This is a genomic window from Marinobacter sediminum (assembly GCF_023657445.1).
GTDB lineage: Bacteria > Pseudomonadota > Gammaproteobacteria > Pseudomonadales > Oleiphilaceae > Marinobacter > Marinobacter sediminum_A.
Genome location: NZ_JAGTWY010000001.1, coordinates 3,762,760 through 3,784,999, shown reverse-complemented (window position 1 = coordinate 3,784,999; position 22,240 = coordinate 3,762,760). Strand labels below are relative to the sequence as shown.

Below are 22,240 nucleotides of genomic sequence, written 5' to 3'. Positions count from 1 at the left end.
CAAGTGACAAACCGGACGTGGCAATTTCACACTATGAGCAGCATAGCAGACAACATCGGGAGCGTAACCCGACGCATACAAAAAGCAACAATGCAGGCGGGCCGGGCGCCCGGGGCTGTACGCCTGCTGGCGGTCAGCAAGACTCGCCCCCCGGAAGATCTGCGCGAGGCGGCGGATGCGGGCCAGTGTGCGTTTGGTGAAAACTATCTGCAGGAAGCCCTGGACAAGATTGATGCCCTGAGCGACGTACCGGACATCGACTGGCATTTCATTGGTCCTATCCAGTCCAACAAAACCCGCCAGATTGCCTCAACCTTTTCCTGGGTACACAGTGTGGACCGCCTCAAAATTGCACGGCGGCTCAGCGAACACAGGGATCCCGACCTACCGCCATTGAATATTTGTCTTCAGGTCAATATTAATGAAGAAGAGAGCAAATCCGGCTGCCGGCTTGCTCAACTGCCACAACTGGTGGCGGACATAGGTGAACTGCCAAACCTGTCACTGCGCGGCCTGATGGCAATCCCCGATCCGGACCAGCCGGACGAGAGTTTGAGGCAGAGCTTCCGCAAACTGGCGGATTCTCTGAGCGAACTAAAAACCAGTCAGCCGGCTGCAGGCCCTCTGGACACCCTTTCCATGGGCATGTCCGATGATCTTGAAATAGCCATTGAAGAGGGGGCGACCTGGGTCCGTGTTGGGTCGGCCTTGTTCGGGGCGAGGCCACCGAAGAGCTGAAACCGGCAGTTCCTGATATGATCAGGACCGGACGTTTAACCGATCAACCGTTGGAGTCAACCTTGAGCACATCACCAACCATTTCATTTATTGGCGCCGGCAACATGGCCACCGCCATCATTGGCGGTATGCTGGACAGCGGCTACAAGGCCGCTGACATCTGGGTCAGCGCCCCCGATGACGGCCACTTGCAGTCAATTCGCAAGAAATTCGGCGTAAGCGTCACCACCGACAATCGCTATTGTGCCCAGCAGGCTGACATGGTGGTTCTGGCCGTTAAACCCCAGGTTATGGCGGACGTTTGTCGCGACATCGCTCCGCTTGTCCAGAACACCCGCCCCCTGATGGTATCCATTGCTGCCGGCCTTACAGCGGAGACTCTGGATGAGTGGCTGGGCGGCGGTTTGCCGCTGGTTCGCGTTATGCCCAACACACCATCCCTGGTGGGCAAAGGGGCCGCAGGGCTGTTCGCCAACGCTCAAGTAAAAGAAAACCAGAAAAAGATGGTTGAGTCTGTCTTCGAGAGCATCGGCTCCGCGCTCTGGGTTGACGATGAAAACCTGCTGCACAGCGTCACTGCGCTGTCTGGAAGCGGGCCGGCCTACTTTTTCCTGATGCTGGAAGCCCTCGAAGAGGCCGCTACCAAAGCGGGAATCGCGCCAGACACCGCCCGTGAACTGGCCATCCAGACCATGGCCGGAGCGGCAGAAATGGCCGCCCGCAGCGAGCACGATCCCGGCCAGCTCAAGCGTAACGTCATGTCCCCCGGCGGTACCACCGAACAGGCAATCAAAACCTTTGAAGAAGGTGGTCTGCGAGAGCTGGTGCAAAAAGCCTACAGCGCAGCCTTTAAGCGTTCGGAAGAAATGGCCAAACAACTCGCAGGCAAACAGTAACCGATAACGGAGACAGGGCTTCATGCTGGCAGACATCCTGATTACGATCCTGCTGATCGCATCCACCTTTTACCTGACCATTGTGCTGCTGCGCTTTCTTCTGCAGCTGGCCCGGGCGGATTTCTACAACCCGATTACACAGTTTGCGGTAAAGGCAACCAACCCGCTGCTGCGACCTCTGCGCCGGTTCATACCCGGCTGGGGAGGAATTGACGGGGCATCACTGGTATTGGCTGTGGTCATTCAGGCCATTACCTTTTTCCTGATACTGGTCGCGCTCAATGGTGGCATCCCGGCGATCAACCCCCTTACCTTGCTGGTCTGGGCCGTACTTAACGTGCTGGACCTGATCGTCAAAATCTACTTCTGGTCAGTCATTGCCGTGGTTGTAGTGAGCTGGATCGCACCTGGCAGCAGCCATCCGGCCATCCAGCTGGTCGCGCAGATTACCGAGCCGATAATGCGCCCCGTGCGTAATATCATGCCGTCCATGGGCGGCCTGGACCTTTCTCCGATCATCGTGTTCCTGATCCTGAATGTAATTTCCGTTGTAATTGAGCACATGAAACTGTCGGCAGGGTTGGGCTCGATCGGCCTGGGAATGTAAACCACTTCTCAACTATACATTTGGTAACAGTTCGCCACGAAAACGAAAAAACCGAAGCCGCAACTTCATCCTCATGATTTTGCGGCTTTTTTGTTGAATTTTCTGTCGTTTACTACAACACTACCAGATCCACCCCGCCCCAAAGATGCAGGGAACAGGATACTATTAACGGTAATTAATCTGTCGCCCGAGGGCACCCTTAATATTGACCGTTTGCCCGGGATACCCAGAAGTCGCGCAGAAGGAAAGTCCAATGAGCCAACAGGGAACTCTGTCGCAGCAGGTCGAGGCATATCATGACTGGAAAAAGGAGCTGATCCGGCAGATCGGCCGTTACCGGTTGTGGCTGCAAGATAACAACCTGTTCTCAGACGACGTCCGTACCCGGATTCGTCACGGCCTTGAGCTGTTAATTGAAGACGAATTGACCATTGCGTTCGTCGGAGAATATTCCCGTGGCAAGACGGAACTGATCAACGCCCTGTTCTTCTCGGAGTATGGCCAGCGAATGCTGCCATCCCAGGCGGGGCGAACTACCATGTGCCCCACCGAGCTGTTCTTTGATCGCAGCGCCAACGAAAACTACCTGTTACTCCTCCCCATTGAGACCCGCACCGGTGAGCTCTCACTGCAGCAACTGCGCAAGCAGACTGAACGGTGGGTAAAGCACCAGCTGGATGAGCGTGATCCAGAGCTTATGCGCGAGGTCCTCGCCGAGGTGGCGCGAGTCAAGAGCGTACCGCCGGAAGAAGCCCGGAAGCTTGGCTTCGACGAGGATATGCTTGAGCACGACCGCAATAACCCGGGCAATGTCCTGGTGCCAGCCTGGCGCAATGCCCAGATCAGTATCCGCCACCCGCTGTTCGAGCGCGGCTTGCGCATTCTGGATACTCCAGGTCTGAATGCCTTGGGGTCAGAGCCGGAACTGACCATCAGTATGCTGCCCCGCGCCCATGCGATCATTTTTGTGCTGAGCGCGGACACCGGGGTCACCGCCAGTGATATGACGATCTGGAAGGAGCACATTGATACGGAGCACGCAGATCACCGTGCGGGCCGCTTTGCCGTACTTAACAAGATCGACGTTCTCTGGGACGACCTTCAGGGCGAAAAGCACACCCTGGACGCCATCGAACGGGTTCGCGGCTACACCGCTGACCATCTGGGCATTCGCCAGCATGATGTCATTCCCCTTTCGGCCAAACAGGGGCTGGTAGGCCGCGTCCGAAATAATCCCGAGCTCTTTGAACGCTCCAACATCGGCAAGCTGGAGCAACTGATCATCCAGCGGATTCTGATGCACAAGGAACAGTTGATCACCCAGAGTCTGATCAACGATCTTCTGGGCATGCTGCAGAATAGCCAGGCAGCCATGCAAACCCGGCTGAGCTCCCTCGAAGAGGAACTGCAAGCCTGCTCGGGCATCACCATGGACAAAGCCGCCCTGAGTCGTCTCGCCGATCGCGCCCAGAAGGACTATGACTTCTATTACAAGAAACTGATCACTTTGCGCTCCAGCCGACGCCTGATGGACTCCCAGGGCGACATGCTGAAGGGCCTGGTGAGCGAGGAGCGCTTCGAAACCCACGCGGAAAAAATTCGCAACACCATGTCAAAAAGCTGGACCACAGCTGGCATGAACCGGGCCATGGATCAGTTCTTCGAGTTGCTGGAAAGCGACCTGACGAACCTGCTGAGCGAGGGTCGCCTGGCCGAAAAAATGGTAGGGGCCATCTATCGCCGTTACAACGAGGATACCCGTGCACGTCATCTGGAGCCCATCCCGCTTCGCTCCGGACGGCATGTCATCGCGATTCGTGAACTCCGCAAGAAGGCCGCCCGCTTCCGTATCAGCCCAAAAAACCTTCTGACCGAGCAGTCCCTGCTGGTACGCCGGTTCTTCAATGTCATGGTTAGTGAGGCCCGGACTCTGCACGCGCGCGTCCGAAAGGACGTTGATCGCTGGCCACAGGAAGCCCTGCTGCCGATCATGCAATATTCCATGGAACAGAAGCAGTTGCTGGAACACCAGATCCGCCGACTGCGGGACATGGTCCGCAGTGACCGCGACAGCAGGGCCGAACGTGAGCGGCTTAACCATACCATTGCGGACCTGCAGCGCCAGCTGGAACTGGCGGATGCAATGCAACGTCAGATCCGCAAACCCGCGCCGACTCTGATCCAGCAAAAGGTAGTCAACATTTCCGGGGCTATCTGAGCCCCGACCTCCCTGTGCGCAGGCAGTTGCAGCCATGCCGGCCCGGCTTTAAACTGCTGAGCTGGCAGTGGCTTCATCGCTGTTCCAGACACTTACGGATCGAACCAGGAACCTGTCGCACCAATGCCCGATTCCCTGCCCACGGATTCTGTCGGGATTGTTTCCCCGCAGACCTATCATTTTGAGACTCCCATTGAGCTGGCGTGCGGCCAGGCGCTGGAAAGCTACGACCTGGTTGTTGAGACCTATGGCGAACTGAACGCGGACGCCAGCAATGCGGTGCTCATTTGCCACGCTCTGAGCGGACATCACCACGCCGCTGGCTATCATTCCATGGACGAGCGCAAGCCCGGCTGGTGGGATAGTTGTATTGGTCCGGGCAAGCCCATCGACACCAACCGTTTTTTCGTTGTCAGCCTCAATAACCTTGGCGGATGTCATGGCAGTACCGGGCCAAGCAGCACCAACCCGGCAACCGGCAAACCCTATGGCCCCGATTTCCCGGTCATTACCGTCAGCGACTGGGTCAAAAGTCAGGCCCTTCTGGCGGACCGGCTCGGTATTGAATGCTGGGCGGCAGTGGTTGGAGGCTCCCTGGGAGGGATGCAGGCCATGCAGTGGAGCCTGGATTTTCCTGATCGACTGCGTCACTCGGTGGTGATCGCCTCCACGCCAAGGCTCACCGCCCAGAACATTGCCTTCAACGAAGTAGCGCGACAGGCGATCACCTCTGACCGGGAATTCCACGACGGCCGTTACTACGATTTCGGCGCCCTGCCACGCCGGGGGCTGATGCTGGCCAGAATGGTGGGACACATCACCTATCTTTCCGACGCCTCCATGGGCGAAAAGTTTGGCCGCGAATTGCGTGACCAGGCCTACAAGTTCGGCTACGACGCCGAGTTCCAGGTGGAGAGTTATCTTCGTTATCAGGGCGAACGTTTTTCTGAGTCCTTCGATGCCAATACCTACCTGCTGATGACCCGGGCATTGGACTATTTTGACCCTGCCTATGAATTCGGCGGTGACCTTTCCCGAGCTCTGGCACCGGCTAACTGCGAATTCCTGGTCGTGTCTTTCAGCACCGACTGGCGATTCACCCCCGCGCGCTCGGAGGAAATGGTGAACGCCATGATTGCCGCCAGGAAAAAGGTCAGCTATGCCGAGGTTGACGCGCCCTGGGGCCATGATGCATTCCTGATTCCCACTCCCAGGTACACGGATATCTTTAACGCTTACATGGATCGCGTTGCCAGGGAGGTGGGCGCATGAGACCAGACCTCGAGATCATCCAGCAATGGATCAAACCCGGACATCACGTACTGGACCTCGGCTGCGGCGATGGCACATTGCTCGACTACCTCCAACGGGAGCGGGGCGCCAGCGGCTTCGGCCTTGAAATCAACCCGGAACACATCACCAGCTGCATGGGCCGGGGCGTGGCGGTCATTGAGCAGAACCTGGACACCCAGGGCCTTGGCAATTTTGATGACAGCAGTTTCGACGTCGTACTGATGACTCAGGCACTTCAGGCTGTGCGTCGGCCTGACAGAGTCCTGGATGAAATGCTGCGTGTGGGCCGCGAGGGTATTGTCACCTTCCCCAACTTTGCCCATTGGCGACTGCGCTGGGGTCTTAGTTTGAGCGGACGTATGCCCGAATCCGAAGCACTGCCGTATAAGTGGTATAACACCCCTAACATCCGGCTCTGCACTTTCAAGGATTTTGAAGCGCTGTGCCGCCAGAAAGGCATTCGCATCAAGAGCCGCCGGGTTGTGGACGGTCAGCACCAGAATAGCTGGCTGGCTCGTTTGTGGCCTAACCTGTTAGGGGAGATCGCCATTTACCGCATCACACGGGAGAAAGAGCAATGATCACCAGAAAGCTCCGAATACTCAGCCGTATAGCACTGACAACCCTGTTATTTATCGCCTACACGACCCAGGCTCAGGCAGCCGGAAACAAGGATTTCGGCGATTACCAGGTACACTGGAGCGTACTGCCAAGTACTTTTCTTGCGCCTGAAGTTGCCAAAGCAAACAACCTGCAGCGCAGCAAGGGTATCGGCATTATCAACATCTCCATCATGAAAGAAAACGAGGACGGCTCCCTGTCACCGGTCAGCGGGCAGGTCGAAGGCAAGGTGACCAATGATATCCAGCAGGTGAAGTTTCTGGCATTCCGTCGCGTCCAGGAAGGAGATGCCGTGTACTTCATTGCAGAGTACCAATATCCCTCAGGAGAGCTGATGACGTTCAACATCACTGCACGGCCGACCGGCTACCGGCAGGATTTGCCGGTACGATTCGCTCACACCCTTTTCAGCGACTGAGCCGCCATGACTGACAAGCTTGTTATTGCCAGCAACAACAAGGGCAAAATCGCCGAACTGGCCGAATTGCTGGCACCACTAGGCATGATACCCGTTGCCCAGGGTGAGCTCGGGGTGGAAGAAACCGAAGAGCCGGCCGTGACCTTTGTGGAAAACGCCATTCTAAAGGCCCGTCACGCCGCCCGTGAAACCGGCCTACCCGCACTCGCTGACGACAGCGGCCTGGCGGTCGATTGCCTGGATGGCCAGCCCGGTGTGCGCTCGGCGCGCTATGCCGGAGACAACGCCACCGACCAGGACAATGTAGAGGCCTTGCTCAAGGCGATGCACGATGTCCCGGAAGATAAGCGCAACGCCCAATTCCATTGCGTGCTGGTTTACCTCCGCCATGCAGACGACCCGACGCCCATCATCTGTCACGGTCGCTGGCCCGGCTCAATTTTGCGAGAACCCCGGGGCGAAAGCGGCTTCGGTTACGACCCGGTATTTCTGGTACCCGAGCACGGTTGCAGTGCCGCCGAACTCACACGCCCCGAGAAGAGTCGTATCAGCCATCGAGGGCGCGCCCTCGCCAGGCTTACCGAACAACTCAGGGCGGGAGCATAGCCCCATGACCGCCCCGTCAACGGTGGCGGTCAGACCGCCCCTCAGCCTGTACCTTCATGTGCCCTGGTGTGTTCGCAAGTGCCCCTATTGCGACTTCAACTCCCACGTTGCCAGGCAGGAAATCCCGGAAACAGCTTACCTGAAGTCGATGCTTGAGGATCTGGATCAGGATCTCGCCTTTGCCAAGGACCGTGAGATTCAAACGGTCTTTATTGGCGGCGGCACCCCCTCACTGATGAGCGGTGAGTTTTACCGGAACCTTTTCAGGGAACTCCGCGCCAGGCTGGATCTGTCCGCTGACGCCGAAATCACTCTGGAAGCCAATCCCGGCACGCTGGAACAGGGCCGATTCGAGGCGTTCCGGCAAGCCGGAATCAACCGGTTATCCATCGGCGTCCAGAGTTTCAATCCCGCACATCTGAAAACCCTGGGGCGCATTCATGACAGTGACGCGGCCCATCGTGCCATTGCAGCCGCCCGGCAGGCCGGTTTCGACAATTTCAACGTGGACCTGATGCACGGCCTGCCCGACCAGACACCGGAAAATGCCATCGCGGATCTTGAGGCCGCACTGAGCCACAGCCCCCCTCATGTGTCCTGGTATCAGTTGACACTTGAGCCGAACACCGAGTTCTATAGCCGCCCGCCCGACCTGCCGGACGATGACCGGCTCTGGGACATCTACCGCCAGGGTTCCGCATTTCTGAGACGGCACGGTTTCCAGGATTACGAGGTTTCCGCCTGGAGCCAGCCGGGCATGGCCTCACGCCACAACCTGAACTACTGGATGTTCGGAGACTATCTGGCACTGGGCGCCGGTGGCCACGGCAAGGTCAGCCTCGCCGACGGCAGTATCCGACGATATTGGAAAACCCGTCAGCCAGACGCCTACCTGAATCGCATAGGTAGCCGCACGGCCGGTTCTGAAATCATTGACGTAAATGAACTGCCACTGGAGTTCCTGATGAACGCGTTACGCCTTTCCGAAGGCGTAAACGAAGAACTGTTCACTGAACGTACAGGTTTACCCCTGTCGTCAGTTGCGGTAAAACTTGAACAGTTGCGTGAGGAAAAGCTGCTGGAAAGGGACCGAATTCAGGCCACCGACCTCGGCCAACGATACCTGAACAGCCTGTTGGAGCGTTTTCTGTAATGGACACAGCTAACGGATCGGCAGCCCTGCCGAAGAGCCTTAAGGCCAGCCTCCTGCTGGCGGCAGTGCTGTTGATTGCTCTGCTGCTGGTCAATCAGCCACTGCAGACAGGCTCCGCGCCCCAGGGCATCGTCAGTTTCCAGATGGCCGGGACTGCAGATCAGTCGCACGCCATTCTTCGAAGCTGGCGAGCAGATGGCGTGGTCTGGGCGAAAGTCTCGCTGTGGCTGGATTTTCTTTTTATACCGGTCTACGTGCTGGCCCTGCTTCACCTGACCCGTCACCTGATGCGGGACCGCCCCGGCATTCGGGAGCGAGTGGTTGCGCGCTGGATACGGGCCATGTTTCTGGCAGCCGGCCTCAGCGATGGTGCCGAGAACATACTGCTTCTGAATAACTTTAATCCGCCTACTGATATGGTGAGCCTTTCCGCCACCATCTGCGCACTGGTCAAGTTTACCGGGCTGACCCTGGGGGGTGCCGGCCTGGTGATTATCAGGGCTGCACGCCGCCACCCGTTTGTCCATGGCTAACGGCGCGACCCCCGATCAATTGGTGCGATGGAAAAGCAGATCCCAGACGCCATGCCCGAGGTGCTCACCGCGCTTCTCGAACTTGGTGATCGGACGATCATCAGGCTTGGGTGAGAACTCACCCGGCTCCTGAGTATTGGCAAACCCCTCCGACTCCACCATGACTTCCATCATGTGTTCGGCGTAATTTTCCCAGTCTGTTGCCAGGTGCAGAATACCCCCGACCCGCAGCTTGTGGCGGATACGCTGGACGAATTCTGCCTGGACCAGACGGCGTTTATGATGCTTCTTCTTATGCCAGGGGTCCGGGAAGAACACCATAACCCGATCCAGACAGGCGTCCGGCAAGCAAAGATCAATCACGTCGTTGGCATCGATATTATAGACCCGCACATTTTCCAGGCCGCGGTCCTCAACTTCCTTGAGGAGAGCCCCCACCCCGGGGAGATGCACTTCCACACCAATAAAATCCTGCTCTGGAGCCGCTTCCGCCATATCCGCCAGCGACTTGCCCATACCGAACCCGATTTCCAGGTTAAGCATGGCATCACGCCCAAACACCTGGCGTGGATCGATCATGCCGTCTTCCCGGGTCAGGCCGTATTTCGGCCAGCTACGCTCGAAAGCTTTCTTCTGGCCTTCGGTCATGCGGCCCTGACGAAGGACAAAACTGCGCACACCACGACGTGTGGTTACCGGCGAATCCGCGGAGGTCGTTTTAGGATCTTGCGGCTCTTTCTGGTCAGTCATCTGCAATCCTCAACCGCAGGCTCTGCGGGTTCTGATTAAAAGGAATTTGAGAGACAGTTTACCAGAGTCGACGGGGTCAGGAGGACACCAGGGAATTTCGTCCCTGCTGCCGGTCCAGTTGGCGGTAGCCCAGGGCCTCAACCAGATGTGCCTGACCCGGGGCATCGCAGTCATCAAGATCGGCCAGGGTTCGGGCAACCCGCAAAATCCGGTGCAACGCTCTTGCTGAAAGACCGAGCTTTTCCATGGCACCGGTCAACAGGTGCTCTCCACTGGCGTCCAGAGGACAAGCCAGGTGCAATTCGCGACCAGACAGTGCCGAATTCAGCTGATGCCGGGCGGCCTGCCGCTCCCTGGCCTGCGCTACACGTTCCCGGACCTGTGCACTGGACTCACCGCCCCCACCCTGCTGCATCAGCACCTCGCCACCCTGGACAGGGACCTCCACATGAAGATCGAACCGGTCCAGCAGTGGTCCGGAAATCTTTGAACGGTAACGCAGTACCTGCTGAGGCGTGCACTGGCATTCAATCGTGGGATGCCCACTATAACCGCAGGGACATGGATTCATAGCGCCCACCACCTGAAACCGGGCCGGAAAGGTGACCTGACGTGCAGCGCGACTGATTGCAATTTCGCCGGTTTCCATGGGTTCCCGAAGGACTTCCAGTACCCGGCGTTCGAACTCCGGTAACTCATCAAGGAACAGCACGCCGCGATGGGCCAGAGAGATTTCACCCGGACGCGGGCTGCTGCCTCCGCCAACCATCGCGACCGCCGAAGCCGTGTGATGGGGCGCGCGAAATGGCGGCCGGCGCCAGCCACTCTCTCCGAGCGGCAAACCGGCGACAGAGTGCACGCTGGCCACTTCCATGGCGGCCTCATCACTCAAGCCCGGCAGAATACCGGGCAAACGGCTGGCCAGCATGCTCTTGCCGGTTCCGGGTGGCCCAAAGAACAGAAGGTTGTGGTTGCCGGCAGCGGCAACCTCCAGTGCCCTGCGGGGCACTCCCTGGCCCCTTACATCAGACAAATCCGGCAGATTCAGGTCAGAGCCCCCATCCGGTCCAGGCGATGCTTTGGCCAGCGGCACCAGTCTGGCACGCCCACACAGGTGCTCACACACGGCGAGCAAATGACCTGCCGAGAGAACGTCCCCGTGGCTGGCAAGCGCGGCCTCACCGGCATTGGCCTGGGGCACCAGCAAGGCCCGCCCCTCCTTACGTGCAGCCAGCACAGCCGGTAAAACGCCTTTTAAGGGCCGGAGCGCGCCATCGAGGGATAGCTCGCCGACAAACTCCCATTGACTAATACTGTCGGAGGGAATCTGGCCGGAAGCGGCCAGAATGCCAAGGGCAATGGGCAGGTCAAACCGACCACCTTCTTTGGGGAGGTCGGCAGGGGCAAGGTTGATGGTAATCCGGCGCGCCGGGAAATCGAAACCGGCATTGAGCAGGGCGCTACGGACGCGCTCCTTACTTTCGCGAACGCCGGTTTCCGGCAAGCCTACGATGGAAAGGGCGGGCAGGCCGCCTGAGAGATGCACTTCAACCGTGACCGGCGGAGCAGACACACCGATGCTGGCTCGGGAATGAACGATGGCAAGCATGAGAACCTTCCGTGGTTATAAACATCTTATCTGTTCAACGGACCCGGCTTCCTGCCAGCCCGTTTGCAGGCTTACTGGTCCTGCAGCTTCTGCTCCAGTTCGGCGACCCGTTGCTCCAGCGTTTCCACCTTTTCACGGGTCTTCAGCAGCACCGCCTGCTGGGCATCAAACTCTTCCCGGGTCACCAGCTCCAGCCGGGACAGTACCGACATCACCGTGGCGCGGGCCTGGGTTTCAAAATCTTCCCGGGCAGCGCGGGCCATATCGGGAACAAACTGGCCAAACTGGCCCTGTAACTGGGCGAAAATATCCTGCGGACCTTTCACACATCACCTCTCTGGTTCAAATAATGACCGGTTTCGACCAAAGACGGGCGCTCGAACCGGACCGAAAGAGTGTATCACACCGCTGCCCCTGCCATAATGTAGGCGGTCGACATTATAATGCTCGACGCGCTCTCCAGAGCCCGCCCTAATTTGGCTCATTCCGGGGCGCAGTGCCCGGTTTTGGTGCGCACTTTTGCGCCAATCTGGGACAGTCGTTAAGTAATTGACTGTTATAAAAGACTTTTTTTGCGTTGGCATACCCGATGCTAAAGCACTCGTACGCAATCCGCACAATTGGTGTGCGAGGTGGCAGCATCCCGACCTCAACAACGGGCCGAAGAATCCCAGATGTTGAGACGGCTTTACCAAGGAGAAAGCAATGAAACTTGTGACAGCGATCATCAAGCCTTTCAAATTGGATGATGTCCGTGAGGCACTATCCGAAATTGGCGTACAAGGCGTAACGGTCACTGAAGTCAAAGGCTTCGGTCGCCAGAAGGGCCACACCGAACTCTATCGTGGCGCAGAATACGTGGTGGACTTTCTACCCAAGGTCAAGGTTGAAGTTGCTATCGGCGACAACCTCCTGGACCAGGTTATCGAATCCATCACCAAGGCAGCGAATACAGGAAAAATTGGTGACGGCAAAATTTTCGTGACCGAACTGGCACAGGCGATTCGAATCCGAACCGGCGAAACCGGCGAAGAAGCGGTCTGATCAAAGCCTGATCAACCAGACAGCCAACGCAAAAATTTATAACTTGAAAAGCCTCGTGCGGAGGGCTTCAAATGGAAAGCAATCTTAATCATATTTTCGAACTGCAGTACGCATTAGACACCTTTTACTTCCTGATCTGTGGTGCCCTGGTCATGTGGATGGCCGCGGGCTTCTCGATGCTCGAAGCAGGCCTGGTGCGTGCCAAGAACACCACTGAAATCCTGACCAAAAACGTCGCGCTGTTCGCGGTTGCCTGTACGATGTACCTGATTGTCGGTTACGACATCATGTACGGTGGCGGTCTCTTCCTCAGCGGCATCACAACCGTTGGTGAAATGGATGAAGCGGCCATAGCCGGCGTGATTGCTGCGTCCACCGAATCCGGTTTCGGCGACATGGGCGAGTACAGCGGTGCTTCCGACTTCTTCTTCCAGGTAGTCTTCGTTGCAACAGCCATGTCCATCGTTTCCGGTGCCGTAGCTGAGCGCATGAAGCTCTGGGCATTCCTCGCATTTGCTGTCGTTATGTGTGGCTTCATCTACCCGATGCAGGGCGCATGGACATGGAACGGCGATGCCGTATTCGGCATCTACGAACTGAGCTACAGCGACTACGCCGGCTCCGGTATCGTGCACATGGCTGGTGCCGCTGCTGCGCTGGCAGGTGTTCTCTTGCTGGGTGCCCGTAAAGGCAAGTACGGTGCGGATGGCCAGATCAAGGCCTTCCCGGGTGCAAACCTGCCGCTGGCAACACTGGGTATGTTTATCCTGTGGATGGGCTGGTTCGGCTTTAACGGTGGCTCTACCCTCAAACTGGGCGGTATCGGTGTTGCCAACGAAGTTGCCAACGTATTCCTGAACACCAACGCAGCCGCTGCTGGTGGTCTGATTGCAGCACTGATCGTGGCGCGCATCATGTTCGGCAAAGCTGACCTGACCATGGCCTTGAACGGCGCTCTGGCTGGCCTCGTAGCCATCACGGCTGAGCCTGCTGATCCGTCACCTCTGCTGGCCACCATCATTGGCGCCATCGGCGGTATCATCGTGGTCTTCTCCATCGTGACTCTCGACAAGCTGCGTATCGACGATCCGGTCGGTGCCATCTCTGTCCACGGTGTGGTTGGTATCTGGGGTATCTTTGCAGTCCTGCTGTCCGACGCAGATGCGACCTTCATGGGTCAGCTGGTCGGCATGCTCACCATCTTCATCTGGGTCTTCGTGACCAGCCTCATCGTCTGGGGCATCCTGAAAGCCGTCATGGGCCTCAGGGTTTCCGAGGAAGAAGAGTACGAAGGTGTGGATCTGTCCGAGTGCGGCATGGAAGCCTATCCGGAGTTTGTCAGCCAGAAGTAATGATCGCCGGCTGGCATGATCAAAAAGGGCGCCCCTCGGGGCGCCCTTTTTTATTGCCTTCTCCGGAACTGAACGAAAGCGTCAGCCTTCTCCAGGGAGTACCTGATCTTCCAGCACATCCAGCATGAACTGCGGCATGGCAAGAGCGCCATGGTGGACACCGGCGTTGTAATAGCGCGTGACGAAAGGACGATTATTGGCGTCTTCTTCCCGGAAATACCGAACCGGCTTGTCCTTACCGGCCATCGTGCAGCTCCACCAGCCAGTGGGATAAACCGGCTGCGGGAACGGAAGAGTCTGGACGTGATCAAAGCCAGCCTTGCGCATATCCTCGTGAATGGACTTGATGATGGTATTGGTATGCAACAGGGGCGACTCACTCTGCTGGACAATAATACCGCCATCTCTCAGTGCCAGCATCGCATCACGGTAGAAATCCAGCGCAAACAACCCCTCTGCGGGGCCAACCGGATCGGTGCTATCAATAATGATAATGTCCAGGCTGCTGGGCTCCACGTCGCGAATCCACTGGATACCGTCCCCAAAGAAGAAATTGGCGCGAGGGTCACTGTTAGCCTCGCACAGCTCCGGAAAGTATTTCTCGGATGTACGCGTTACACGCTCGTCGATTTCCACTTGCCAGGCTTCTTGCACACCGGGGTGCTTTAGCACCTCTTTCAGGGTGCCACAGTCGCCGCCACCGACAATCACCACCTTCTTCGGATCCTTGTGGGTAAACAGCGCCGGATGAGTCATCATCTCGTGATACAGGAAATTGTCCCGGGCAGTCAGCATCACACAGCCATCGAGCACCATCAGGTTTCCGAAGGTCTCGGTTTCGTAGATTTCCAGTTTCTGAAATGGCGTTTGCTCTTCGTGCAGTTTCTTTTTCACCTGCAGGGAAAAAGCCGTCCCCTGATCCTGAAATATCTCGGTGAACCAGCCTTCGTTCAATGCCGTCATCTTGTTTCTCCCGCTGTGCTCCGTGAGCTCTGTTAAAGGGCGTATTGTAGGGATGCCTTCGGGGTAGCTAAAGTGTTAATCATCACGCTGGCCCACGTATTTTCCACAGCCGGTTCTTTTAGCCAGCAACAGGAATCCATACAATGACGTCCAGACACCGGCACCTGAACATCCACCCCGCCGGCCCGGTTTCCTGACAGGATAGCAAGCATGAGCGAAGCCAGCGGCACCCCTGCCCACAAGATCTATAACATCGACCACTGGAGCGATGGCTATATTGGCGTAAATCATGGGGGCGAAGTGATGATTCGCCCGGATCGCGGCCACAGCCCGGCACAGATAAACCTGCCCGAGCTGGCACGCTCGCTGTCGAATTCCGGTGTGCAGTTTCCGGTACTGATCCGTTTTACTGACATACTGCATGACCGGGTCAACACGCTGTGCGACGCCTTCAACGAAGTGGCTGCCGATCAGGGCTACCAGGGCCAATACACCGCCGTGTATCCGATCAAGGTCAACCAGCAGCGGAGGGTCATCGAGGAACTCGTGTCTGCGGAGCCTGCAGCATCGAATGGTCAAATCGGTCTGGAGGCTGGCAGCAAGCCCGAACTGATGGCCGTTCTGGCAATGTCCCGTGAGCCAGGCTCGGTCATCGTGTGCAATGGTTACAAGGATCGGGAGTACATCCGTCTTGCCCTGATTGGACAGAAGCTGGGCCACAGGGTGTTCATTGTCGTTGAAAAACAATCCGAACTGCCCCTGATCCTGAAAGAAGCAAAGGCTCTTGATGTAAGTCCGCTGATTGGTGTGCGTGTACGTCTGGCCACCATCGGGAAAGGTAACTGGCAAAACACCGGCGGGGAGAAATCCAAATTCGGGCTCTCTGCCAGCCAGGTTCTGGATGTGGTGAATACCCTGAGTGATGCCAATGCCCTGAATACCCTACAACTCCTGCACTTTCACCTTGGCTCACAGATCGCCAACATTCGCGATATACAGACCGGGCTCAGGGAATGCGCGAGGTTCTACAGCGAACTGCGGCAAATGGGCGCCCCTGTGGGCACTATCGACATCGGCGGTGGATTGGGCGTGGACTACGAGGGTACCCGCTCCCGCAGCAGCTGCTCCATGAACTACAGCGTGCAGGAATATGCCTACAACGTGGTGCACGTACTCCAGTCGGAATGCGATCGTATCGGCATTCCGCACCCTGATCTGATCAGCGAATCCGGCCGGGCATTAACCGCGCACCACTCGGTGCTGGTAACTAACGTCATTGACCAGGAAGTACCGGATAATCGCGCACCACAGAGGCCAGCCCCTGACGCCCCTGCACCATTACAGGATCTTTGGCGGGACCTGCGGAGCCTGGAAGACAGCGCCACCCCCCGCTCTCTTGCGGAGATTTATCACGATGTACTTCACGCCATGGCGGATGTTCATGCCCAGTTCGCCCATGGACTGCTGTCCCTTCAGGAACGTGCAGGTGCAGAAACCCTGTACACGCGCTGTTGCCGCCTGCTGCGCGGCCAGCTCGACAACGCCAACCGGGCCCACCGGGAAATCATCGACGAACTCAACGAGAAGCTGGCCGAAAAGCTGTTCGTGAACTTTTCCCTGTTCCAGTCACTCCCGGATGTCTGGGGGATTGACCAGATCTTTCCGGTGATGCCGATCAATGGCCTGGACCGGCCATTAAACCGGCGGGCTGTTATCCAGGATATTACCTGTGATTCGGATGGGCGCATTGACCAGTATGTGGATGGCCAGGGAACGGAAACCACCCTGCCCCTGCCTGCTGACGTACCGGGCACCCCTCTGCTGATGGGATTTTTTATGACCGGGGCCTACCAGGAAATCCTGGGCGACATGCATAACCTGTTTGGCGATACTCATTCCGTGGATGTGAAACTGAATCCGGAGGGCGGGTTCGATATCAGCGAACCGATCACCGGTGATACGGTCGCCAAGGTATTACGCTATGTCAATTTCGAGCCGGATGACCTGCTGGCCGCCTACCGGCTTAAATTCAGTGAGAGCGATTTGCCGAAAGACTTACAGGCTGCATTGCTGGCGGAACTGGCGGCAGGACTGAACGGCTATACATATCTCGAAGAATAACACTGGCGGATTTGCCCTTCCTGCTCCCGGCGCCAGCTGCTGGGAGCAATGCCCCTCCAATTTTCTGAAAGCCTGCCCAACATTGGACGGGTCGCTATCCATCGGTGGCAAACTCCAGCCCCAGCGGCGTCTCCGTCTGCCCGCCGGAGCCAGTAAAAAAATCGATATTTTTTTCAACCCGGTTGATCCGCAGGGTATTCGAACCCGTATATCTCGGCACTGACAAATCTGCGGTGAGTGCATACAATGATGACTAGAACAAGTTCAAATCATGCCACTGTCAAGGAGCGTCCAGTGACAACACTGGATCAAAAGTCAGCGAATTCCGAGGGTCGAAAGGACCAATGGAGCCAGCTGCTTCAGAAAGTGGGCAAGAGCCAGGATCGGGAGGCGTACCACGCGCTCTTCGAGCACTTTGGCCCACAGATAAAGTATTACGCCATGGCAAATGGCCTGGCCAGCCACGCAGAGGAGCTGGTACAGGAAGTCTTTGTCTCCATCTGGCGACGCTCCTGCCTGTACGATTGGCGTAAGGCAGCAGCATCCACCTGGATTTTCACCATCGCGCGGAACCAGCGCATTGATATGCTCCGCAAAATGCAGCGCACCAGCGCGGAGATGGCGATAGAGACCGAAGATCTGTGGCAGATTCCAGGTGAAAATGAGAACGAACCTGTGACATCGCTCCACCGCCTCATGTCAGAACGTCGCATTCGTGATTCGTTGAGCCAGCTGCCCGAAGCGCAGATTACAGTGATCGCCAAAGTGTACATGGAGAACAAGTCCCACCAGATGGTGGCGGACGAGCTGGACATTCCCCTGGGCACAGTGAAAAGCCGGGTGCGCCTGGCACTGAACAAATTGAAAGTGATTTTGCAGGATCAAAACGCATGACACGGCACCATCCCGATACTCTCAGCCTCATGGAATACAGTGCAGGGAACCTGAGCGAGCCCCACGCACTGTGCATCCGGCTCCACCTGGACGAGTGTTCGCACTGCAGAAGCCGTGTGGATACGCTGGACAGTCTGGGTGCTGTCATGATGGAACAGCAGCCAAAAGTCAGCGTGTCCGAAAGCATGTTCGACACCATCCTTTCACGCATCGACAGTGCACCCGTTGATGGGCCGGCTACGCCTGCGGCTCCGAGAATGAGCCCACTGCAAAAGCTGCTGGGAAAGGATATCAACGATCTGCCGTGGAAACGTCAGCTTGGCGATGTCAGCGTACTGGATATCAGCGACAGGTTCCCGGACCAGAAAGAGCAGGTCGTGCTGCAAAAGCTGGCCGCGGGTGGCAAGGCCCCGGCTCACACCCATCGTGGCGACGAGACAACGATTGTTCTCCAGGGAGCATTTGCTGACCAGAAGGGTGTCTTCAACCAGTGGGATTTCGTAGTGCTGAACGAGGAGGATGAGCACAAGCCTGTGGCTGTTGGCTGTGAGGACTGCATTACCCTGTCCGTGCTCAGCGCACCCGTAAAGCTGACGGGCACGTTCACTCGTATGTTGAACCCCTTCATCCGGTAAGCGCTGCTTGCCTACACCAAAAAAGCCGGTCGATGGTTAATCGCCCGGCTTTTTTTATGCTCGGTCGGTATCACCATGGCAGCTCCGACCCATCCCAATTCAGAAACTGGCCGTTGCTCTCGGCATCCACACCCTTCAGTACCGTGTGCAGATTGGTGGCAGTGTCATCCGGATCATGTACCTCCAAACGGGCCAGGGACTGCCGGAACGGCTCGCTGAGGGCGGACTCAGTCGTTCCTGGGTGCAGTGCGACGCAGGCGACAGGCTTGCAACGCCTCGGTAACTCCACCGACATCGTCCGAACCAGCATGTTCAGAGCGGCCTTGGAGCTGCGATAGGCGTACCAGCCCCCAAGACGGTTATCCGAGATCGAGCCCACCTTGGCAGAGATGGCTGCAATGCGTTTCAGCTCCCGGTGACGCAACCACGGAACCAGGGCTCGCACCAGCAGGCCAAACCCGGTGGCATTCACCGCGAACGCTCTTGCCATCGCCTCCGCTGAAAGGTCTTCCAGGCGTTTCTCGGGAAACATGGTATCCGAATGCAGGAGACCGGCAGCGTAAATCAGCGTATCAATCCCTGTTTTTTCCTGGAACATCGATGACAGAGACTCTGCCATTGGCTCCAGCGCTGCGCTGTCTTCTGCATCCCACGCCAACAGGCTCACCCGATCCGATGCCTGCAATTCTTCCGGGGCATGGTTCGGGTGCCGGCAAAGACCCACGACATGGCTTTCCGGATTGCCATCCAGAATTCTGGCTGCCAGCGCCGCACCAATCGCACCTGAAACTCCCGCAATCACTACTCGCTCCACCTTCTTCCCCTTTTTTCTCACCAGTGTTTCGGAATTTTGAGCGTTTTACCGGCGGATTTAACCGGCCATTACAGGAGATACGAAAATTTCGTCGCGCGGACCGAATAATTCAGTGAACCAGCAAATTAAAACGGGCGTATGAATTAAATGTTGAACTTACCACTAGGGTGAGACGTACCTGACCCGACACCTCATCAAATCAGCACTTTCAGGAGAGTACTCCATGCAATACCAGGCTCCGGCGAACGACATTCGCTTTATCTTGTTTGATGTTCTGGGTGCAGACCGACTTCACGAGCTTGAAAAATATGCCGATGCCACACCGGATCTGATCTCTGCGGTGATTGACGAGGCCGGCAAGCTGGCTGCCGAAGTCATTCAGCCCACCAATCAGATTGGTGACCAGCAGGGTTGCACTTACGATCCGGAGACACACGCGGTTACCACGCCTGAGTGCTTCAAGGACGCGTACAAGAAATTTGTCGAAGGCGGCTGGACCGCTCTGGATGCCCCTCTGGAGTTCGGCGGTCAGGGCTTGCCCCACACCCTGAAGTTTGTGGTGGATGAAATGATCTGCTCAACCAACCTGTCTCTCGGCATGTACCCGGGGCTGACGCACGGCGCGATCAGCGCACTTTTCGAACATGGCTCCGACGAACTGAAGCAGACCTACCTGGAAAAACTGATTTCAGGGGAGTGGACAGGCACCATGTGCCTGACCGAACCCCAGTGCGGCACCGACCTGGGGCTCATTCGTACCCGTGCGAAGCCCAACGACGACGGAAGTTATGCCATCGAGGGCACCAAGATCTGGATTACCGGCGGCGAGCACGACCTTGTCGACAATATCGTCCATCTCGTGCTGGCCAAGCTGCCGGGCGCACCGGATACCACCAAAGGCATCTCCCTCTTTGCTGTGCCCAAATTCCTGCCCGATAGCGGCGAACGCAATCCGGCTTTCTGTGGTGGCCTGGAACATAAGATGGGCATCAAGGGTTCCGCAACCTGCGTCATGAACTTCGAGGGCGCCAGGGGCTGGCTCGTCGGTGAGCCCAACGATGGCATGCGTGCCATGTTCACCATGATGAACGAAGCGCGCCTGATGGTTGGCATGCAGGGCCTCGGCCTTGCCGAAATGGCCTATCAGGAAAGCCTTGGCTTTGCCCGCGAGCGGCTGCAGAGCCGCTCCCTCAATGGCCCGAAAAATCCGGAGGGTCCTGCGGATCCGATCATCGTGCACCCGGATGTAAGGCGCATGCTCATGCGTCAGAAGGTCCTGAATGAAGGCATGCGTGCCCTCGCGCTGTTTACGGGCCACCACCTGGATATCTCTACCGCGCATCCGGACGCCGCGGTACGCGAATCCGCCGATGATCTGGTACAACTCCTGACGCCGGTGGTCAAAGCATTCCTGACCGACGAGGGCTTCAATAATGCCAATACTGGCCTGCAGGTGCTCGGCGGCTCCGGATTCACCACTGACTGGCCGCTGGAGCAGCTGGTGCGAGACGGTCGCATCGCCCGTATCTATGAAGGCACCAACGGCATCCAGGCCATGGATCTGGTGGGCCGTAAACTGAGCCTGAAAGGTGGGCAGCTGGTCCGGACCCTGTTCGGCGTTATGACCGCCTACCTCAGGGACAACCCGGAGGCGCCGTACCTGGCAGAACTCAAAGACGCCATGAAGTCCCTCGAAGAGGCGACCACCTGGCTGGCAAGCAATGCCCCCGACGATCCGGAACAGGCCGGGGCAGCCGCCACACCGTATCTGCGGCTGATGGCCCTGACCGTCATTGGCTATCTCTGGTCCCGCATGGCCGGTGTAGCGGGTCAGCAACTGGAGGCTGGAGAGGCCAACAAACCTTTGCTGGAAGGCAAGCAGGTATCCGCTCGCTTCTATTTCGAAAAATTGCTGCCGGAAGTCCACTGGTTGCTGGGTGACATCAAGACCGGCAAGGACAGCCTGATGGCATTCGAGGATGACCACTGGGCCGCGTAAGAGCCAAACCGGTCAAAAATAAACACTGGCTACATTGATTAGTGTCTCCTTCACAGCCACGCACCGCGTGGCTTTTTTTGGTCTGTTTTTCGGTCTGGCCTGGCGCTGGGTTACAATTGCGTTCTTTGATTCCGTTCGGCTTCGCGCCGGACCCTGACCGGAGGCTGCATGAACGCCGACGATTTTGCTTTCCGCTTTGGCGGCATTGAACGACTCTACGGGCGCCGAGCCCTTGATGCTTTCCGGAATACTCACGTTGCCATTGCAGGTCTCGGCGGAGTGGGTTCATGGGCCGCAGAATCGCTGGTCAGGAGCGGCATCGGCACAATTACCCTGATTGACATGGATGACATCTGCGTCTCGAACACCAACCGGCAACTCCATGCGCTGGAAGGCCAGTATGGCCGCACCAAAACCGACGCCATGGCAGAACGACTGAAGGCCATCAACCCACACGCTGATATACGCATACACTTTGGCTTTCTAACCCCGAAAAATGTCATGGAGCTGATCACTCCGGATATGCATGGCGTCGTGGATGCCATCGACAGCGTAAAGCCCAAGGTAGCCCTGATCGCCCACTGTCAGCGCAACAAGATACCCATTGTGTGTGCAGGCGGGGCCGGTGGCCAGATGGATCCGACCCAGATCCAGGTCAGCGACCTTAGCAAAACCACCCAGGACCCTTTGCTGGCAAAGGTTCGCAATATGCTGCGCCGGGAGTATGGTTTTTCCCGCAACCCCAAACGGCGCTTCGGTATAGAGGCCGTATACTCACTGGAGCAGCTCACGTATCCTGCCGGAGATGGCGAAGTTTGCCTGCAAAAACCGGCCACCGCCGGGCCTGTTCGGCTGGATTGCGCGTCCGGATTCGGAGCAGCCAGCCCGGTAACCGCCAGCTTTGGTTTTTTTGCAGCTTCCCGAATCCTGAACCGTATTGCACGACGCGCCAATCGATAACTCAAAGGACCTGAAC

At 57.4% G+C, this 22,240-nt stretch carries 22 protein-coding genes; 17 read left to right on the top strand and 5 right to left on the bottom strand.

Translation table 11 applies throughout. From position 1 onward, the window contains the following. Positions 1 to 33: 33 nt before the first annotated feature. From KFJ24_RS17700 to KFJ24_RS17655, 10 genes are all read left to right on the top strand, one after another. Complete coding sequence (locus KFJ24_RS17700) at positions 34 to 738, top strand: YggS family pyridoxal phosphate-dependent enzyme (protein WP_250832453.1); 705 nt, start codon at positions 34 to 36, stop codon at positions 736 to 738. 62 nt (positions 739 to 800) lie between these two features. Continuing rightward, positions 801 to 1,634, top strand: coding sequence for a pyrroline-5-carboxylate reductase (proC, locus tag KFJ24_RS17695; RefSeq protein WP_250832452.1), 834 nt, complete (start codon positions 801 to 803; stop codon positions 1,632 to 1,634). Positions 1,635 to 1,656: 22 nt separating this feature from the next. Further along, positions 1,657 to 2,241 carry a YggT family protein gene (locus KFJ24_RS17690; protein ID WP_250832451.1) on the top strand — a complete coding sequence of 195 codons (585 nt, stop codon included), beginning with the start codon at positions 1,657 to 1,659 and terminating at the stop codon, positions 2,239 to 2,241. Positions 2,242 to 2,494: 253 nt separating this feature from the next. Next, positions 2,495 to 4,459: a dynamin family protein gene (locus tag KFJ24_RS17685; protein WP_250832450.1), complete on the top strand. Its 1,965-nt coding sequence runs from the start codon at positions 2,495 to 2,497 to the stop codon at positions 4,457 to 4,459. Between the two features lie 123 nt (positions 4,460 to 4,582). After that, positions 4,583 to 5,731, top strand: a complete 1,149-nt coding sequence (gene metX / locus KFJ24_RS17680) for a homoserine O-succinyltransferase MetX (RefSeq protein ID WP_250832449.1) — start codon at positions 4,583 to 4,585, stop codon at positions 5,729 to 5,731. Next, on the top strand, positions 5,728 to 6,333 hold the full coding sequence (gene metW, locus KFJ24_RS17675) for a methionine biosynthesis protein MetW (RefSeq protein ID WP_250832448.1): 606 nt from the start codon (positions 5,728 to 5,730) through the stop codon (positions 6,331 to 6,333). The genes metX and metW overlap by 4 nt, the downstream gene beginning before the upstream one ends. Then, entirely contained in the window at positions 6,330 to 6,791 is a 462-nt protein-coding gene (locus KFJ24_RS17670) for a DUF4426 domain-containing protein (protein WP_250832447.1), read from the top strand. The genes metW and KFJ24_RS17670 overlap by 4 nt, the downstream gene beginning before the upstream one ends. 6 nt (positions 6,792 to 6,797) lie before the next feature. Further along, entirely contained in the window at positions 6,798 to 7,397 is a 600-nt protein-coding gene (gene rdgB, locus KFJ24_RS17665; RefSeq protein WP_250832446.1) for an RdgB/HAM1 family non-canonical purine NTP pyrophosphatase, read from the top strand. 4 nt (positions 7,398 to 7,401) lie between these two features. Next, positions 7,402 to 8,550 (top strand): radical SAM family heme chaperone HemW, encoded by a 1,149-nt coding sequence (hemW, locus tag KFJ24_RS17660; RefSeq protein ID WP_250832445.1) that lies wholly within the window; start codon positions 7,402 to 7,404, stop codon positions 8,548 to 8,550. After that, positions 8,550 to 9,083 (top strand): hypothetical protein, encoded by a 534-nt coding sequence (locus tag KFJ24_RS17655; RefSeq protein WP_250832444.1) that lies wholly within the window; start codon positions 8,550 to 8,552, stop codon positions 9,081 to 9,083. Before hemW ends, KFJ24_RS17655 begins: the two co-directional genes overlap by 1 nt. Before the next feature lie 15 nt (positions 9,084 to 9,098). Here KFJ24_RS17655 and trmB read toward each other — a convergent pair whose 3' ends face one another. The 3 genes from trmB to KFJ24_RS17640 form a co-directional block, all read right to left on the bottom strand. Next, positions 9,099 to 9,833: a tRNA (guanosine(46)-N7)-methyltransferase TrmB gene (gene trmB, locus KFJ24_RS17650; RefSeq protein ID WP_250832443.1), complete on the bottom strand. Its 735-nt coding sequence runs from the start codon at positions 9,831 to 9,833 to the stop codon at positions 9,099 to 9,101. 76 nt (positions 9,834 to 9,909) lie between these two features. Further along, the gene (locus KFJ24_RS17645; RefSeq protein WP_250832442.1) at positions 9,910 to 11,442 is read right to left on the bottom strand and encodes a YifB family Mg chelatase-like AAA ATPase; all 1,533 of its coding nucleotides are present in this window, start codon (positions 11,440 to 11,442) and stop codon (positions 9,910 to 9,912) included. Positions 11,443 to 11,513: 71 nt separating this feature from the next. Then, entirely contained in the window at positions 11,514 to 11,768 is a 255-nt protein-coding gene (locus KFJ24_RS17640; RefSeq protein ID WP_250832441.1) for an accessory factor UbiK family protein, read from the bottom strand. Between the two features lie 379 nt (positions 11,769 to 12,147). On the opposite strand from KFJ24_RS17640, the gene glnK reads away from it, so the two are divergent. Both glnK and KFJ24_RS17630 read left to right on the top strand, forming a co-directional pair. Continuing rightward, positions 12,148 to 12,486 carry a P-II family nitrogen regulator gene (gene glnK, locus KFJ24_RS17635; protein ID WP_008173268.1) on the top strand — a complete coding sequence of 113 codons (339 nt, stop codon included), beginning with the start codon at positions 12,148 to 12,150 and terminating at the stop codon, positions 12,484 to 12,486. 71 nt (positions 12,487 to 12,557) lie between these two features. Further along, positions 12,558 to 13,838, top strand: a complete 1,281-nt coding sequence (locus KFJ24_RS17630; RefSeq protein ID WP_250832440.1) for an ammonium transporter — start codon at positions 12,558 to 12,560, stop codon at positions 13,836 to 13,838. 81 nt (positions 13,839 to 13,919) lie between these two features. On the opposite strand, the gene speE is transcribed toward KFJ24_RS17630, so the two are convergent. Continuing rightward, the gene (gene speE / locus KFJ24_RS17625) at positions 13,920 to 14,801 is read right to left on the bottom strand and encodes a polyamine aminopropyltransferase (protein WP_250832439.1); all 882 of its coding nucleotides are present in this window, start codon (positions 14,799 to 14,801) and stop codon (positions 13,920 to 13,922) included. 210 nt (positions 14,802 to 15,011) lie between these two features. On the opposite strand from speE, the gene speA reads away from it, so the two are divergent. From speA to KFJ24_RS17610, 3 genes are all read left to right on the top strand, one after another. Beyond that, positions 15,012 to 16,922, top strand: coding sequence for a biosynthetic arginine decarboxylase (gene speA, locus KFJ24_RS17620; protein ID WP_250832438.1), 1,911 nt, complete (start codon positions 15,012 to 15,014; stop codon positions 16,920 to 16,922). A gap of 246 nt (positions 16,923 to 17,168) precedes the next feature. Beyond that, positions 17,169 to 17,816 (top strand): sigma-70 family RNA polymerase sigma factor, encoded by a 648-nt coding sequence (locus KFJ24_RS17615; RefSeq protein ID WP_284709213.1) that lies wholly within the window; start codon positions 17,169 to 17,171, stop codon positions 17,814 to 17,816. Continuing rightward, positions 17,813 to 18,451 (top strand): ChrR family anti-sigma-E factor, encoded by a 639-nt coding sequence (locus KFJ24_RS17610; protein WP_250832436.1) that lies wholly within the window; start codon positions 17,813 to 17,815, stop codon positions 18,449 to 18,451. The genes KFJ24_RS17615 and KFJ24_RS17610 overlap by 4 nt, the downstream gene beginning before the upstream one ends. Before the next feature lie 70 nt (positions 18,452 to 18,521). Here KFJ24_RS17610 and KFJ24_RS17605 read toward each other — a convergent pair whose 3' ends face one another. Further along, positions 18,522 to 19,265, bottom strand: coding sequence for an SDR family NAD(P)-dependent oxidoreductase (locus tag KFJ24_RS17605; RefSeq protein WP_250832696.1), 744 nt, complete (start codon positions 19,263 to 19,265; stop codon positions 18,522 to 18,524). Between the two features lie 223 nt (positions 19,266 to 19,488). Between KFJ24_RS17605 and KFJ24_RS17600 the strand changes: the two genes are divergently transcribed. Further along, positions 19,489 to 21,264, top strand: a complete 1,776-nt coding sequence (locus KFJ24_RS17600; protein ID WP_250832435.1) for an acyl-CoA dehydrogenase C-terminal domain-containing protein — start codon at positions 19,489 to 19,491, stop codon at positions 21,262 to 21,264. Between the two features lie 168 nt (positions 21,265 to 21,432). Next, the gene (tcdA, locus tag KFJ24_RS17595) at positions 21,433 to 22,224 is read left to right on the top strand and encodes a tRNA cyclic N6-threonylcarbamoyladenosine(37) synthase TcdA (protein WP_250832434.1); all 792 of its coding nucleotides are present in this window, start codon (positions 21,433 to 21,435) and stop codon (positions 22,222 to 22,224) included. Positions 22,225 to 22,240: the final 16 nt, after the last annotated feature.

Excerpts from the sequence above, each read along its gene's own strand:
- trmB (WP_250832443.1), bottom strand. The coding sequence starts at position 9,833 with ATGACTGACCAGAAAGAGCCGCAAGATCCTAAAACGACCTCCGCGGAT.
- KFJ24_RS17645 (WP_250832442.1), bottom strand. The coding sequence starts at position 11,442 with ATGCTTGCCATCGTTCATTCCCGAGCCAGCATCGGTGTGTCTGCTCCG.
- KFJ24_RS17670 (WP_250832447.1), top strand. The coding sequence starts at position 6,330 with ATGATCACCAGAAAGCTCCGAATACTCAGCCGTATAGCACTGACAACC.
- KFJ24_RS17615 (WP_284709213.1), top strand. The coding sequence starts at position 17,169 with ATGATGACTAGAACAAGTTCAAATCATGCCACTGTCAAGGAGCGTCCA.
- KFJ24_RS17685 (WP_250832450.1), top strand. The coding sequence starts at position 2,495 with ATGAGCCAACAGGGAACTCTGTCGCAGCAGGTCGAGGCATATCATGAC.
- KFJ24_RS17600 (WP_250832435.1), top strand. The coding sequence starts at position 19,489 with ATGCAATACCAGGCTCCGGCGAACGACATTCGCTTTATCTTGTTTGAT.
- KFJ24_RS17690 (WP_250832451.1), top strand. The coding sequence starts at position 1,657 with ATGCTGGCAGACATCCTGATTACGATCCTGCTGATCGCATCCACCTTT.
- glnK (WP_008173268.1), top strand. The coding sequence starts at position 12,148 with ATGAAACTTGTGACAGCGATCATCAAGCCTTTCAAATTGGATGATGTC.
- KFJ24_RS17610 (WP_250832436.1), top strand. The coding sequence starts at position 17,813 with ATGACACGGCACCATCCCGATACTCTCAGCCTCATGGAATACAGTGCA.
- KFJ24_RS17655 (WP_250832444.1), top strand. The coding sequence starts at position 8,550 with ATGGACACAGCTAACGGATCGGCAGCCCTGCCGAAGAGCCTTAAGGCC.
- speE (WP_250832439.1), bottom strand. The coding sequence starts at position 14,801 with ATGACGGCATTGAACGAAGGCTGGTTCACCGAGATATTTCAGGATCAG.
- metW (WP_250832448.1), top strand. The coding sequence starts at position 5,728 with ATGAGACCAGACCTCGAGATCATCCAGCAATGGATCAAACCCGGACAT.
- KFJ24_RS17630 (WP_250832440.1), top strand. The coding sequence starts at position 12,558 with ATGGAAAGCAATCTTAATCATATTTTCGAACTGCAGTACGCATTAGAC.
- tcdA (WP_250832434.1), top strand. The coding sequence starts at position 21,433 with ATGAACGCCGACGATTTTGCTTTCCGCTTTGGCGGCATTGAACGACTC.
- rdgB (WP_250832446.1), top strand. The coding sequence starts at position 6,798 with ATGACTGACAAGCTTGTTATTGCCAGCAACAACAAGGGCAAAATCGCC.
- speA (WP_250832438.1), top strand. The coding sequence starts at position 15,012 with ATGAGCGAAGCCAGCGGCACCCCTGCCCACAAGATCTATAACATCGAC.
- hemW (WP_250832445.1), top strand. The coding sequence starts at position 7,402 with ATGACCGCCCCGTCAACGGTGGCGGTCAGACCGCCCCTCAGCCTGTAC.
- metX (WP_250832449.1), top strand. The coding sequence starts at position 4,583 with ATGCCCGATTCCCTGCCCACGGATTCTGTCGGGATTGTTTCCCCGCAG.
- KFJ24_RS17700 (WP_250832453.1), top strand. The coding sequence starts at position 34 with ATGAGCAGCATAGCAGACAACATCGGGAGCGTAACCCGACGCATACAA.